The organism is Nonomuraea thailandensis (assembly GCF_024172165.1).
In the GTDB taxonomy this organism is placed as follows: Bacteria; Actinomycetota; Actinomycetes; order Streptosporangiales; family Streptosporangiaceae; genus Nonomuraea; species Nonomuraea thailandensis.
In genome coordinates this window covers 11,839,083-11,851,579 of record NZ_JAMZEB010000002.1, presented here as the reverse complement: position 1 = coordinate 11,851,579, position 12,497 = coordinate 11,839,083, and the positions used below count along the sequence as shown (strand labels likewise).

Sequence of the window (12,497 nt, the reverse complement as noted above, 5' to 3'; positions counted from 1 at the left end):
CCTCACCCCAGGCACTTCACCCGTCCTCCTCCCAGGGACCTCACTCGCCCCCTCCCCTCTTGAAAGGACCTCGCCGAAGTGCGGCGGGGAGGGGACGGACGCAGGCCCGCCGATGACGGGGTTACCGGCCCGTGAACTTGGGCTTGGCCTTCTCCGCGAACGCGCGCAGGCCGATCTTGGCGTCCTCGGTGGCGAACATCCCGGAGAACTGCAGCCGCTCGATCTCCAGCCCCCTGTCTAGGTCGGTCTCCAGCCCCTGGTCCACGGCCTGCTTGGCGGCGCGCAGCGCGACCGCCGGCCCGCCCACGAAGGTCGCGGCCCACTCGAGGGCGGCGGTGTAGACCTGCTCGTCCGGCACCACCCGGTCGACCAGCCCGATGGCCAGTGCCTCGGCGGCGGCCACGTGGCGCCCGGTGTAGATGAGGTCCTTGGCGCGGGCGGGCCCGACCAGGCGGGGCAGCCGCTGGGTGCCGCCGGCGCCGGGGATGAGGCCGAGCAGGATCTCCGGCTGGCCCAGCTTGGCCGACTCGCCCGCGACCCTGAAGTCGGCGCACAGGGCCAGCTCGCAGCCGCCGCCCAGGGCGTAGCCGGTGATCGCGGCGATGACCGGCTTGCCGATCTTCGCGACCGCGGTGAAGCAGGCCTGGAGCGTGCCGGAGTGGGCGGCCATGTCGGCGTACGACATGTCGGCCATCTCCTTGATGTCCACCCCGGCGGCGAACACCCGCTCCCCGCCGTACAGGATCACCGCCTGCACCTGCGGGTCGGCGTCCACGATGCCCGCCGCCTCGGCGAGCTCACCCTGGACCTGACCGTTGAGGGCGTTCATCTTCGGCCGGTCGAGACGAATCGTGGCGATCTGGTCGGCCACCTCGACGCTCACAAACTCACCCATGTGATCGAACCTAACAGGTGCTCACCCGGCCGCCGCCGCGGACTTGACCTCGTCCACCGACTTCTTGCTGCGCGAGACCCGCACCAGGGCGGCCGACAGGCGGGCCAGCTCGTCGCCCGAGTGCGCCAGCTCGGCCAGCGGGCGGGCCTGGCGGGGCAGCCCGAGCTTGCCCGCGCCGTCCAGCACCCGCTTGTCCAGGTGCGGCGCGACCTGCGGCCAGACGGCCTGCGCCTCGCGCAGGAAGATGTCGGCGCCGGTCGGCCCGATGCCGGGGAACTCCATCAGCAGGTCCGTGAGCCGCCGCTCGTCGCCCCCCGCCTCGTCGCGCAGGCGGCGCAGGTCACCCCTCCAGCGGTCGATGATCAGATCGGCGCCGTCGCCGAGCATCGTGGCGGTGCGCTCGTCGTAGCGGCGGTAGTGGCCCCGGCCCAGCGCGTCCACCCGGTCCTGCCAGCTCGCCTCGCGCATGCCCCTGGGCGTGCCGTACCCGGCCGCGAACAGCTCCCTGGCGGCGGCCACGGCGACGTCGGCCGAGATGCGGGCGCTGAGCAGGGTGGCCAGGACGAGCAGCTGGTAGAGCGGTTTGGGCTGGTCGGCCAGCTTGATGCCGGCTTCTGCCGCGTACGTGCGGCCGTAGCGGTCGAGCAGGGCGTCCAGCACGGCTCCATCCTTCTTCCCCATGCCGCTGCGCCTACCCGCGACCCGCCCGGGCATGCCGCGGCGGTGTTTGGGCTGGTGGAGGCAGGGGAGGCGGAGTTCTCACGCTAGTGAAGGAGCAGGTCGTGCTGACATTGACCGACAACGCCGTGGTGGCCATCCGGGATCTCATGGTCGGGGAGGACGTGCCTGCCGATGCCGGCCTGCGCATCTCCCCCAAGGCCGACGAGGCGGGCACGCTGGAGGTCTCGCTCGCGAGCACCCCGGAAGCCGGTGACCAGGTGGTGGAGAGGGAGGACGTGCGCGTGTTCGTCGCCGAGGACGCGGTGCCGATCCTCGACGACAAGTCGCTGGACGCCCAGCCGGGCGCGCCGGGGCACCCGACGTTCCGCCTCGACCGCCGGACCTGACGCCCCGGTTCGCGGACCCGACGCCCGGTTCGCGGACCCAGCGCCCGGTTCGCGGACCCGGCGCCCGGCTGGTCGGGTCCGGGGTGGGCGGACGGGGCCTGGGCCGGGATCCGGGCCGCGCCGGGCCGGGATGGTCAGCCCTGGTCGGAGTCGTTCTCGGGCGGGCGGGTGTCGCCGAGGCCGAACAGGCCCACCAGCGTCCCGTCCGCCTGGGTGACCACCACGTGGTCCACCTTCGCCCGGTCCATGCGCTGGACCAGCGGGTCGATCTCCTCGCTCGGGCGCACGGTGGTGGCGCCGACCCGCATGACGCTCTCGGCGGTGCCGTCGAGGTCGCCGCCCCTGAGCTCGCGCGAGCCGATCACCCCCTGGACGACGTCGTCCTCGTCCACCACCACGGCCATCCCCGCCGGGTCGGCGATGATGCGCTCGGTCAGCATGCCCAGCGGGTCGTCCAGCCCGGCGGTCACCGGGTCCCTGCGCACGTTCCTGGACACCAGGGCGGCGTGGCCGTCGTACGGCAGGTCGGCGGACAACCAGTCCATCTTGCCCACCCCGTAGTCGTACACCTCGCCGAACCCCAGCCGTTCGAGCCGGTGCGCGGCCCGCGGGCTCAGGTCGCAGAGCCAGTCGTGGCAGTACACGATGACCGGGCGACCCCGCTCCAGCGGCGGCTCGCCGTCGATGCGGCCCAGCGGCAGGTTCACGGCGCCCGGCAGGTGCGCCCACTCGAACTCACGCTTCGGCAGCACCTCGACGAGCTGCGCCTGCCTGGTGGCGAGCAGGTCGTGCACGGCCTCGCGATCGATGATGTGCGTCATGACCTCCCCGTACCCAGAGTCGGGGGACGCAGCGGACGATTCGTGTCACGATGACGGCGCGTCCTCTTCAGGGAGTATCCGATGTGTGACGATCCGCTGCTGCCTCCCGCCGTCGCCGCCGCGCTGGTGGACTACCGATCGCTGCGGGACACCCACGACGTGCGCTGGGGCGAGCCGCCCCTGGGATACGTGGTGCAGGCCTGGGCCACCGTCTTCCTCGACAACCGCTACGGCTACTGGGCCGCGGCCCTGCGCCAGGTGGCCGAGGGGCACCCCGGCATGCGGGCGGGCGACCTGGAGGACCACCTCGGCGAGGTGGATCCCGACCGGGTGGTGCGCGACGCGCTCGGCGGTGACGTCCTGGACAACCTGGCCGCGCTCCGCCTGACCCCCGAAGGGTGCCTGCTGGAGGCCGACACGCAGGTCGTGCTGGGCGACGCCCGCTTCCGCACCGGGTTGCTGCTCGACTCCAGCCGGGACGAGCCGGTCACGGTGGTCGTGGACGGGATCCCGTACACGCTGGGGCCGCGCGGCGCCAAGGTGGTCGAGGTGGCCGAGTCCGTGCTGGTGAGCGGGCGGCCGGTCGATCTGTCGCCGCTGAGCAGGCGGGCGGAGGCGGCTCTGATCAGGGTGCGGGCCGGGCTCCCCTGCCGGTGGAGCGTCATGGGAGCGAACGGGCAGGGCTGGTATCCGCGGGGCGCTCCGCCCAAGCGGGACGCGCACCGGCGGCCGTACTTCCACGGTGACGATCTCGTCGTCGAGGTGCCCGCCGAGGAGCCGGTCACCGTGAGCGTGGCCAGGGGCATGGAGTACACCACCGCCGAGATCGTGCTGACCCCGGAGGCCGGGGCGCCGACGCTGGTGGAGCTGACGCCCGAGCGGCTGTACGACGCCGCCGCCCGCGGCTGGTACGGCGGCGACCTGCACGTCCATCTGAACTGGATGGGCGAGGAGCCGGCCGCGCCCGCCCTGGCCGCCGCGGCGCAGCACGGTGAGGACCTGCACGTGCTCAACCTCGTGGCGGGCAACGTCGCCGGTGAGCGGGTCTACGACGTGGAGGCGCTGGAGCACTGGGCGGGCGAGGACCTGCCGTGGTCCGACGACCGGCACCTGGCCAGGCTCGGCGTCGAGTACCGCAACGACCTGATCGGCCACTGCACCGCGTTCGGGCTGCGCGAGCCGCCGCGCCGCTACCACTCGGGCTTCCGCGACACGGCCGACTGGCCGCCGAACGCCGTGGCGCTGGAGGAGCTGCGGGCGCTGGGCGGGGTGACCGGGTACGGGCACCCGTTCCACACGCCGTTCGACGACGACGACCCGCCGGACATCGCGATCGACCGCGGACGCTCCTGCGCGGCCAGGGAGATCGTGGCCGACGCGGCGCTGGGCCTCATCGACACCCTCGACGTGCTCAACCACTCCTCGATCGCGGCCACCGCCGCCGTCTACCGCCGCCTGATCGGCGCGGGCAACCGGCTGGCGGTCACGGCCGGCACCGACGCCGTGCTGTCGTTCTGCCGCCGCGGCACGGCCTCCTCCCCGCCCGGCTGGGAACGCGTGTACGCCGACGTCGCCGGCCCGCTCACCGCCGAGTCGTACGCCGAGGCGATCCTGCTCGGCCGCACGTTCGCCACCACCGGGCCGTGGCTGGAGCTGACCGTGAACGGGCACGGCCCCGGCGACACGCTGCAGCTGGCGCGCGGGCAGGAGGTGGAGATCGCCGTCTCCTCGATCGGGCCGGAGGTCGAGACGCTGGAGATCCGCACCGCGGACGGCGTGCTGGCCAAGGGCCCGCCCGGGCGGCTGACGGCCCGCGTGGCGATGCGCGAGCCGACGTACGTCGTCGCCGTCGCCTCCGGCGGGCCGCACCCGCGCAGCATGCACCGCTCCGGCGCCTACGCGCACAGCAGCCCGGTGTACGTGGACGTCGCGGGCGGGCACGTGGCCAGGGAGGCGGACGTGCGGTGGTGCCTGGCCTGGCTGGATCGGCTGGAGGTGGTTCTGCGCAGATTCGGCACGTTCGAGACGCCCGAGCAGCTCGGCGACCACCTCGCCCTGTACGAGCGCGCCAGGGAGGTATACCGGCGACGGCTCCCCTGAGGCGCCGGTTTCCTGAACCCCTCGGCGGGCCTGGCTCGCCTCAGGGCACGCGCGGCTCGATTGGGGACACGCCGGCGAGAACCCGTTCCAGGCCCCAGCGGAACTGGTCGGTGGAGACGTAGGCCGCGATGGCGTCGGCGGCGGCGTGCGTGCGGGGGAAGGCTTGGTCGTCCGCCGCGGTGGTTCATCGCGCTGGGTGCGGCCTCCGCCGTGGCCGTGGCCGCCGGGGTGGTGGCGCCGCTGGGCGCGCCGGGGGCCGATCTGGCGAACTTCGCCGGGTATGTGGCGTGGAGCGGATGGGTGCTGGCCCTCGCCGTCCTACGCGACCGTCTCCTGCCCGCACCCGCCTGAGTCTCGCCTCACCTCAACCATGCCTCACCCCAGCCTCACGCCACCCTCACCTCAGCCTCGCCTCGCCTCATCCGCGTCCACCGGCCGCCTCGCTCCCCTGGTCGCGTCCTGCGGTCACCCCTGTTGGATCGTCTGGATGTACGCGGTCGCCGTCGCCACGGCGACGGGCTCGCCGTCGGGGGCGAGCAGTTCGCCGGACAGGAAGCACACCTGGCGCCCCCGCCGCACGACCCTGCCCCGGCCCACCAGCCGGCCGGGGCGGGCCGGGCGGAGGAACTGGACGTGCAGGTCGAGCGTCGGCGCGAACTGCCCGGGCGGCAGCATCGCGCCCAGTGCGGGCCCGAGCGTGTCGTCGAGCATCGCCGCCAGGAAGCCGCCCTGGACCACGCCCATCGGGTTGGTGAAGCTCTCGTCGGCCGTGAACGCCACCTCGATCGTGCCCCCGTCGGGATCGACCTGCAGCAGCTCCCAGCCCAGGGTGGTGGCGGCGGGCGGCGGGGGCAACCGGCCGGCCATCACGTCCCAGAACGGCCCTTCGCGGGTGGGGGTCTCCATGCGGGATATTCAACGTCAGGGCACCGACAGTTCCGGGTCTGGTCGCCTGGCCTGCGGAAACCGGCTTCGCACACCCGGGGTTAGGCTGCTGTGAGGAAGCCGATGGACGAGCAGAGGAAGGCGGCTGACCGCATGAGCGCGCCGGGCCATCTGACAGCGGAGGCCGGAAGTAACCAGGGGGCCACGCTCGCCGACCAGGTGAATCGCATGATCGCGCTGGCGGAGGAGGCGCGGGCGGAGGAGACGTGGGCGTTCGATGCGCTCAGCCGGTTCGTGGCGGGGTGTGCGGAGCTGGGGCTGGATCCGCTCGCGGCGGTCGAGGGGGCGCGCGCCCGCGAGGCTGCCGTCGGCGCTGCCACGCGCGAATCCGGCAGCGCTTCGGCGCATGATGGCGACAGCGCTTCGGCGCATGATGGCGCTGGCGGCGCTGCGGCGCAGGATGTGGCCGGTGCTGCACGCGATGCGGACGCCGCGCCGGAGGTCGGTGCGGTGAGTGATCGCCTGTTGAAGGTGCTCGAAGACATCGTGCGGGCCGGTCACGACGAGGGTGCGCTGCGTGCGGACGTCGGCGCGGGTGATGTGGCGGGGGTCGTCGGGCTGCTCGTCCGGGGGCTGCCGACTGTGCCCGCCGGGTTGGGCGAGGAGTTGCGGGTACGGGCAGCGCGCCTGGTGCTCGCCGGGATGCGTGCCCATCCCGCGCCGGTCCCGCCGGGTGCGGCGCTGACGGCCGGGGAGCTGGCGCGGCGCGTTTCCGGCTAGGGCTTGGCGCCGTCCGCTTTGCGCCGAGTCCCACCGCACGACAACGCGCCGACCCGGCGCGTCAAGACAACGCGCCGCCACCCGGCGCGCTTGGGAACATGCCGCCCCGGCACGCTTGGGGGCATGCCGCCACCCGGCGGGCCATGGCAACGTGCCGCCAGGTGCTGCGCCAAGGCGACACGTTGCCGGACAGGGGCGCCGGGCCGGCGTGACACCGGCTCGGCGCGGTGGCGGGCCGGGGCCCGTGGCGGGTCAGGTGGGCGGGTGGAAGCCGGTCAGGCCGTCGGGCATGCCGCGCCGTACGGCCTGGACGATCTCCTGGTGGAGGCGCGGTCCAGGACCGGTGGCCCGCCCCAGGGGGCTGCCCTCGACCTCGTACCACTCGTCGGCGTCCAGGTACTGCACGCGTACCGTCACCAGCTCGCCGACCACCACCGTGCGCACCGTCACCTCACCGGTGATGACGCCGACCTCCTCGGTCATCACGCCACCGGGCCCGGCGACGACGTTGCTCTGGTAGGCCTCGGCGCCCACTCAGACCCCGGTGCGCCCGTAGCAGGTCGCCACCATCTCGCTCAGCGCGTCCCGCTCGGCCTCGGTGACGGTGAGGTCGTAGCGGGACTTGACGTCGATCCAGGCCCGGCTGTACGTGCACCAGTACGACCGCAGCGGCGGCTTCCACTGGTCGGGTGACTGGTCGCCCTTGGAGCGGTTGGAGGCGGCCGAGACCGCGAGGAGCTGCGGCCCTTCGAGGTCGTTGGCGAACTGCCTGCGGCGGGCGTCGGTCCACGTGTTCGCACCCGACCGCCACGCCTGGGCCAGCGGCACCATGTGGTCGATGTCGAGGCTCGAAGCGTCGGTGAAGTCCTTGCCGTCGTAGACGCTGTGCCAGGTGCCGCTGTAGGCCCGGCAGTTCTCGTCCTGTTTGACGTCGACGCCGTCGCGGGCGAGGACGGTCTCGCGGGTGTCGCAGGAGTACCCCTGCGCCGTCCAGTGCGGGAAGCGGGAGCGGCTGTAGCCGGCCATCGCACGGGGTTCGGCGATGACGAGCTGCTGGAGCTGCGCCTGCGCGGCCGGGGCGGAGAGGGTGGGCGGGAGTTCGGCGGGGGAGGCGGCGCCCGCGCCGGCCGCCGGGACCAGGGCCAGGATGGTCATGGTCGCGGTGGTCGCCGTGCGGGCGGGCCATGATCGCAATGAGAACATGGCCCATGACTACTGCGATGATTACGCTAAGTAATCAATGGCGCGCCCCCCTTGTCACTTAGAGTGACAGACTTGGGTTTGACTTGATCAGGCGGTGCCCGAGAGGCGTTCGACGCCGCGCAGCAGCGCCGAGTGGTCGAGGGCGCCGTCGCCGACCGCGTTCGCCGACGCGACCAGCTGGGCCACCAGGGCGCCGAGCGGTAGCACGACCCCGGCCTCGCGGGCGGCCGAGGTGACGACGCCCAGGTCCTTGTGGTGCAGCTCGATGCGGAAGCCGGGCTCGAAGGAGTGGCCGGCCATGTTGGCGCCCTTCTGCGCGAGCACGGCGGAGCCCGCCAGGCCGCCGCCGAGCACTTCCAGCGCCGCCTCCAGATCCACCCCGTACGCCCGCAGGAACACCACCGCCTCCGCCAGCGCCTCGATGTTGGCCGCCACGATGAGCTGGTTGGCGGCCTTCACCGTCTGGCCGGAGCCGCTCGGCCCCACGTGCACGACGGTCCTGCCCACCGCCTCGAAGACGGGCCTGGCGGCCTCGAACGCGTCCGCGTCCCCGCCCACCATGATCGACAGCGCCGCGTTCCTGGCGCCGGCCTCGCCGCCCGAGACGGGGGCGTCGAGGTAGCGCAGGCCGCGGCGGCCCGCCTCCTCGGCCAGCTCACGCGTGACGTCGGGGCGGATCGAGGAGAAGTCGATGATCAGCGTGCCGGGGGCGGCGTGCTCGAAGACGCCGCCGGGGCCGGTCAGCACGTCCTGGACGTCGGGCGAGTCGGGCACCATGAGCGCGACGACCTCGGCGCCCGTCACGGCGTCGGCGATCGACTCCGCCGCCCGCCCGCCGGCCGCCGTCAGCGGCTCGGCCTTGGCGGGCGTGCGGTTGTAGCCGGCCACGGCGTGCCCGGCCTTGACCAGGTGTACGGCCATGGGGCTGCCCATGATGCCGAGGCCGATGAAGGCGATGGCGGTCACGTCGGAAGGTCCTTTCGTGTCGAGTTCGGTGGACGTCACGCGGACGGTCGCTGCTCCCTGGGCAGCCAGGCGAACGCGTCCGGCCCCTTGGCGAGGTATTCGAGGCCGACGTGCCCGTCGTACCCGCCGGCGCGCAGGTCGTCGATCCACTGCCGCAGCGGCAGCTCGCCGCTGCCCGGCGCGCCTCTGCCCGGCGCGTCGGCGATCTGCACGTGGGCGACGCGCGAGCCGTACCGCTGGATGGCGGCGGGCACGTCGTCACCGTTGACGGCCAGGTGGTAGAGGTCGGCGAGCAGCCCCGCACCCGGCACGCGGTCGAGCACGGCCACCGCGTCGGCGGCCGTCAGCAGCGGGTAGCGCGGCGCGCCGCTGACCGGCTCCAGCAGCACGGTGCCCGGCACCCCCGCCACGCAGGCGGACAGCAGCTCGACGGCCAGCTCGTCCTGCTCCTCGGCGGCGGCCCCCTCGACGCGGTTGCCGTACAGGGCGTTGAAGGCGCGGCAGCCCAGCCGCTCGCCGATGGCCGCCACCACGGGGATGTTGTCGCGCAGCTCGCGCGAGCGGCCCGGCCACGACACCACGCCGCGGTCGCCGCCGGGCATGTCGCCGGCGAAGAAGTTCAGCCCGGTGAGCCGGACGCCGGCGTCCTCGATCGCCCGCACGAACGCGTCCACGTCGCGGTCGCCCGGCGCCGCCACCGGCCACGGCCACCAGAACTCCACCGCCGTGAACCCGTCGGCCGCCGCCGCGGCGGGACGTTCGAGCAGCGGCAGGTCGGTGTAGAGGATGGAGCAGTTCACCGTCCACTTGGTCACGCGCGGGCCTCTTCCGGATCTTCAGGTCGTTCGCGGCGGAGCCGGCTCGGGGCGCCGTCGCCGATCCCTTGAGTATGTCGCCGTGCTCGCGCGCGGCGTTCGCCAGGGGCCGTGCGAGCCGGGCATGGGGCGGGTGTGTCATGCGGGCAACATGAAGCCGCAGCGGGTCTATGATGTTGGAAAGTAAAGCGGCGGGAGGTCGGGCATGCGGATGTCCCAGTGGGCCCACGACACGTTCGGGCAGCGCGTTCCCCTGATCAGACAGGGCGTCGCCGAGGCGCTGTCGGTGGCGCTGGAGAATGCGCTCGACGCCCAGAAGGTGGCGCAGACCGATCATCTGCATCCGTTCGGGTTCACGCTGATGTCGCGCAAGTTCGAGGCGCTGGCCGAGGCCTTCGAGGACCTGGGCGACGTGCGGGTCGTCAAGCCCGGCGGCTCCCAGCACGAGCTGGTGCTGCTCGACGGCAAGCTGCTGTTCCCGTTCCGCTACGCCAAGGACCGCTCGATCAGCGTGATGAGCGCGCGCATCGGCGACGGGCGGCCGTCGGCGCTGGTGCAGGCGCTGTTCAACCGGTTCGGGCCCGAGCCGCGGATGCGGCAGCTCGCGCTGCACGACGTCGCGCCGCACGCCGTCCCGGTCGCCGAGGCGCTGGGCGACCTGCCCGAGGACACCCGGCTGGTGCTGATCGCCTACGCCTGCAACGCGCACGCCGGGCTGCTCGACGCCTGGTGGGGCGAGGCCGAGCTGCTCGACCGCACCGGCAGCCTGCGCTGGCACCACTGCGAGGAGATCCCGCTGGCGCAGGAGAGCGCGGCGCCCGCCCGGAGCGAGGGCGAGGCCGCGGCGTTCGACGAGGGGGTGCCGCCCGCGCCGGCGCTCAATCCGCGCAGGGGCGCCGCGCGCCTCGTGGCGCCGGTCAGCGAGCAGCTCCCGTTCGGGCCAGAAGCCGCCAGCGGTGCGTGACTCCGGCACGGGCGGGCGGCCGCCGCGTGACGCGAGCGGCCGGGGCTCCAGGGTGGGCGGGCCGAGCCCGCAGGCGGTCGCCGACGCGTTCGACGCCACCCGCCTCACCCAGGCCCGCCACCTGGCCGCGCTCACCAAGAAGGAGGTCGCCGAGCACCTCGGCGTCTCCCCCGCCGCGGTCGGCCAGTACGAATCGGGCGTCACCCGGCCCCGCCCCGACCTGATCCCCCGGCTGGCCGAGGTGCTGTCGGTGCCGGCGGCGTTCTTCCTGTCGGGTCGCCCGCACGGCAAGCTCGACGGCTCCATGGCGCACTTCCGCAGCCTCCGCTCCACCCGCGCCTACCAGCGGGCCAAGGCCGTGGCCTTCGTCGAGCAGGTGTGGGAGCTGACCTACGCGCTGGAGAAACGCGTCCAGCTTCCCCTTGTCGACCTGCCCGGGTTCGCGGGCGGCGAGATGCACTCCGACCTGCCGCGCGACCCGGCGGGCGCGGCCCGCGCGCTGCGCGCCCACTGGGGGCTGGGCACCGGCCCGATCGGCCATCTCGTACGCCGCATGGAGTCGCACGGCATCGTCGTGGCCTTCCCCCGCCACGACCCCGACGCGGTCACCGTCGACGCCTTCTCCACCTCCAGCCTGCCGCGGCCCATCGTGGTGCTGACGCCGAACCGGTTCGACGACATCTACCGCCACCGCTTCACCGCGGCCCACGAGCTGGGGCACCTGGTGCTGCACGGCGACACGGCGGCGGGCGATCCGCAGCAGGAGCGGGAGGCCGACGCGTTCGCGGCCGAGTTCCTCACTCCGCGCGACAGCATCCTGCCCCGGCTTCCGCTCCGCGCCGACCTGCGGCGGCTGGCCGAGCTGCGGCAGACGTGGGGGGTCTCGGTCGACTCGCTGCTCTACCGGTGCAGGGAGACGGGGCTGCTGTCCGACTCCGCCGCCGGTCGTGCCTACCAGCGGCTGGCCGCGCTGCGCGATCAGCCGGGCTTCACCAACGAGCCGGTCTCCGGCTATCCGGGCGAGCAGCCGGTGCTGCTGGCGCAGGCGTTCGAGCTGGCCGGCCGGGAGAGCGGGCTGAGTGTCGCCACGCTGGCGCAGGAGCTGGCCTGGCCCGTCGCCCGCGTACGCGAGCTGATCGGCCTGCCCGACCGGCGCCCCTCGCTGACGCTCGTGCCCTGACCCGCGTCCGTCCGGGCGCCTGGGCCGGGGTGCGGCGGGCGCGTCGAGCGCGGGTGAGTCGAGGTGGCGGGGTGGTCAGCGTTCTTCCGGCCGCGGGGTGGCGGGGTGGTCAGCGTTCTTCCGGCTGGGGGGTGGCGGTCAGGGCGAGGCTTCCCGGCAGGGCCGCCACCGCGTCGCGCACGCGATCGGCGAGCGCCGGCACGGAGGGCCGCTCCCCCGCCTCGGCCACCCACTCGCCGACCGCGACCCGCCACGCCGCCACCAGCATGTCGCCCGCGAGCCGGGTACGCCGATCGCCGAGCAGATCGAGCCGCCGGTGCAGCACCTCCACCACGGACCGCATGGTGCTCTCGCAGAAGTGCAGGTTGTACGCATCCATCGTGGACGTCTCCTGGGACAGCCGGTAGCTCAGCGCCGCCCGCCCGGCCCACGCCTCGTCGGCCACCCGCTCCAGCGCGCCCAGCAGGGCCGCCTGCATCAGCTCCACCAGCGGCCGCCCGTCGGCGGGGATGGTCTCCAGCTCCACGAGGAAGGCCCGCCACATGTCCTGCAACGGCGCCATCGCCACGTCCTCCTTGCCGGCGAAGTACCGGAAGAACGTGCGCTTGGACACCTCGACCTCCTCGCACAGCTCGTCCAGGGTGACCCCGCCGAAGCCGCGGCTGCCGAACAGGTGCAGCGCGGCGTCGATCAGGGCCTGCCGGGTGCGCTGCTTCTTGCGTTCGCGCAGGGGCGGTGCGGAGGTCATGCATGGAAGTGTAGGCGAGCGGCGAACGCCACTTGCGCGCTTATGCCACTGAGTGGCATAAATGAGCCGTTCC

15 protein-coding genes are annotated in these 12,497 nt (G+C 73.7%); 6 read left to right on the top strand and 9 right to left on the bottom strand.

The features are described 5' to 3' along the window. Nucleotides 1-121 precede the first annotated feature (121 nt). The gene (locus HD597_RS59195) at nucleotides 122-895 is read right to left on the bottom strand and encodes an enoyl-CoA hydratase/isomerase family protein (protein ID WP_253757732.1); all 774 of its coding nucleotides are present in this window, start codon (nucleotides 893-895) and stop codon (nucleotides 122-124) included. Between the two features lie 21 nt (nucleotides 896-916). Further along, nucleotides 917-1,576, bottom strand: coding sequence for an endonuclease (locus HD597_RS59190; RefSeq protein ID WP_253757730.1), 660 nt, complete (start codon nucleotides 1,574-1,576; stop codon nucleotides 917-919). 101 nt (nucleotides 1,577-1,677) lie between these two features. On the opposite strand from HD597_RS59190, the gene HD597_RS59185 reads away from it, so the two are divergent. Next, entirely contained in the window at nucleotides 1,678-1,962 is a 285-nt protein-coding gene (locus HD597_RS59185; protein WP_253757728.1) for a Fe-S cluster assembly protein HesB, read from the top strand. A gap of 134 nt (nucleotides 1,963-2,096) precedes the next feature. Here HD597_RS59185 and HD597_RS59180 read toward each other — a convergent pair whose 3' ends face one another. Continuing rightward, the gene (locus tag HD597_RS59180) at nucleotides 2,097-2,783 is read right to left on the bottom strand and encodes a rhodanese-like domain-containing protein (protein ID WP_253757727.1); all 687 of its coding nucleotides are present in this window, start codon (nucleotides 2,781-2,783) and stop codon (nucleotides 2,097-2,099) included. An 81-nt stretch (nucleotides 2,784-2,864) separates the two neighbouring features. Between HD597_RS59180 and HD597_RS59175 the strand changes: the two genes are divergently transcribed. Further along, entirely contained in the window at nucleotides 2,865-4,883 is a 2,019-nt protein-coding gene (locus tag HD597_RS59175; RefSeq protein WP_253757725.1) for a CehA/McbA family metallohydrolase, read from the top strand. A 210-nt stretch (nucleotides 4,884-5,093) separates the two neighbouring features. After that, nucleotides 5,094-5,234: a hypothetical protein gene (locus HD597_RS59170; RefSeq protein WP_253757723.1), complete on the top strand. Its 141-nt coding sequence runs from the start codon at nucleotides 5,094-5,096 to the stop codon at nucleotides 5,232-5,234. A gap of 114 nt (nucleotides 5,235-5,348) precedes the next feature. Here the strand turns inward: HD597_RS59170 and HD597_RS59165 are convergent, their stop codons facing one another. Beyond that, nucleotides 5,349-5,789 (bottom strand): PaaI family thioesterase, encoded by a 441-nt coding sequence (locus HD597_RS59165; RefSeq protein ID WP_253757721.1) that lies wholly within the window; start codon nucleotides 5,787-5,789, stop codon nucleotides 5,349-5,351. 102 nt (nucleotides 5,790-5,891) lie between these two features. Here HD597_RS59165 and HD597_RS59160 point away from each other — a divergent pair, with 102 nt between their 5' ends. After that, nucleotides 5,892-6,548, top strand: coding sequence for a hypothetical protein (locus HD597_RS59160; protein ID WP_253757719.1), 657 nt, complete (start codon nucleotides 5,892-5,894; stop codon nucleotides 6,546-6,548). A gap of 252 nt (nucleotides 6,549-6,800) precedes the next feature. Here the strand turns inward: HD597_RS59160 and HD597_RS59155 are convergent, their stop codons facing one another. From HD597_RS59155 to HD597_RS59140, 4 genes are all read right to left on the bottom strand, one after another. Continuing rightward, nucleotides 6,801-7,082, bottom strand: a complete 282-nt coding sequence (locus HD597_RS59155; protein ID WP_253757717.1) for a hypothetical protein — start codon at nucleotides 7,080-7,082, stop codon at nucleotides 6,801-6,803. Further along, nucleotides 7,083-7,703, bottom strand: coding sequence for an HNH endonuclease family protein (locus HD597_RS59150; RefSeq protein WP_253757715.1), 621 nt, complete (start codon nucleotides 7,701-7,703; stop codon nucleotides 7,083-7,085). A gap of 135 nt (nucleotides 7,704-7,838) precedes the next feature. After that, nucleotides 7,839-8,717 (bottom strand): 2-hydroxy-3-oxopropionate reductase, encoded by an 879-nt coding sequence (locus HD597_RS59145; protein WP_308210920.1) that lies wholly within the window; start codon nucleotides 8,715-8,717, stop codon nucleotides 7,839-7,841. A gap of 35 nt (nucleotides 8,718-8,752) precedes the next feature. Beyond that, on the bottom strand, nucleotides 8,753-9,532 hold the full coding sequence (locus HD597_RS59140; RefSeq protein ID WP_253757714.1) for a hydroxypyruvate isomerase family protein: 780 nt from the start codon (nucleotides 9,530-9,532) through the stop codon (nucleotides 8,753-8,755). A 205-nt stretch (nucleotides 9,533-9,737) separates the two neighbouring features. Between HD597_RS59140 and HD597_RS59135 the strand changes: the two genes are divergently transcribed. Continuing rightward, entirely contained in the window at nucleotides 9,738-10,496 is a 759-nt protein-coding gene (locus tag HD597_RS59135; protein WP_253757712.1) for a hypothetical protein, read from the top strand. After that, nucleotides 10,489-11,676 carry a helix-turn-helix domain-containing protein gene (locus HD597_RS66375; RefSeq protein ID WP_253757710.1) on the top strand — a complete coding sequence of 396 codons (1,188 nt, stop codon included), beginning with the start codon at nucleotides 10,489-10,491 and terminating at the stop codon, nucleotides 11,674-11,676. The genes HD597_RS59135 and HD597_RS66375 overlap by 8 nt, the downstream gene beginning before the upstream one ends. Before the next feature lie 109 nt (nucleotides 11,677-11,785). On the opposite strand, the gene HD597_RS59125 is transcribed toward HD597_RS66375, so the two are convergent. Then, nucleotides 11,786-12,424: a TetR/AcrR family transcriptional regulator gene (locus tag HD597_RS59125; RefSeq protein WP_253757708.1), complete on the bottom strand. Its 639-nt coding sequence runs from the start codon at nucleotides 12,422-12,424 to the stop codon at nucleotides 11,786-11,788. Nucleotides 12,425-12,497 lie beyond the last annotated feature (73 nt).

Coding starts and splice junctions, on each gene's coding strand:
- HD597_RS59195 (WP_253757732.1), bottom strand. CDS start 895: ATGGGTGAGTTTGTGAGCGTCGAGGTGGCCGACCAGATCGCCACGATT.
- HD597_RS59190 (WP_253757730.1), bottom strand. CDS start 1,576: ATGGGGAAGAAGGATGGAGCCGTGCTGGACGCCCTGCTCGACCGCTAC.
- HD597_RS59180 (WP_253757727.1), bottom strand. CDS start 2,783: ATGACGCACATCATCGATCGCGAGGCCGTGCACGACCTGCTCGCCACC.
- HD597_RS59175 (WP_253757725.1), top strand. CDS start 2,865: ATGTGTGACGATCCGCTGCTGCCTCCCGCCGTCGCCGCCGCGCTGGTG.
- HD597_RS59165 (WP_253757721.1), bottom strand. CDS start 5,789: ATGGAGACCCCCACCCGCGAAGGGCCGTTCTGGGACGTGATGGCCGGC.
- HD597_RS59160 (WP_253757719.1), top strand. CDS start 5,892: ATGGACGAGCAGAGGAAGGCGGCTGACCGCATGAGCGCGCCGGGCCAT.
- HD597_RS59150 (WP_253757715.1), bottom strand. CDS start 7,703: ATGACCATCCTGGCCCTGGTCCCGGCGGCCGGCGCGGGCGCCGCCTCC.
- HD597_RS59135 (WP_253757712.1), top strand. CDS start 9,738: ATGCGGATGTCCCAGTGGGCCCACGACACGTTCGGGCAGCGCGTTCCC.
- HD597_RS59125 (WP_253757708.1), bottom strand. CDS start 12,424: ATGACCTCCGCACCGCCCCTGCGCGAACGCAAGAAGCAGCGCACCCGG.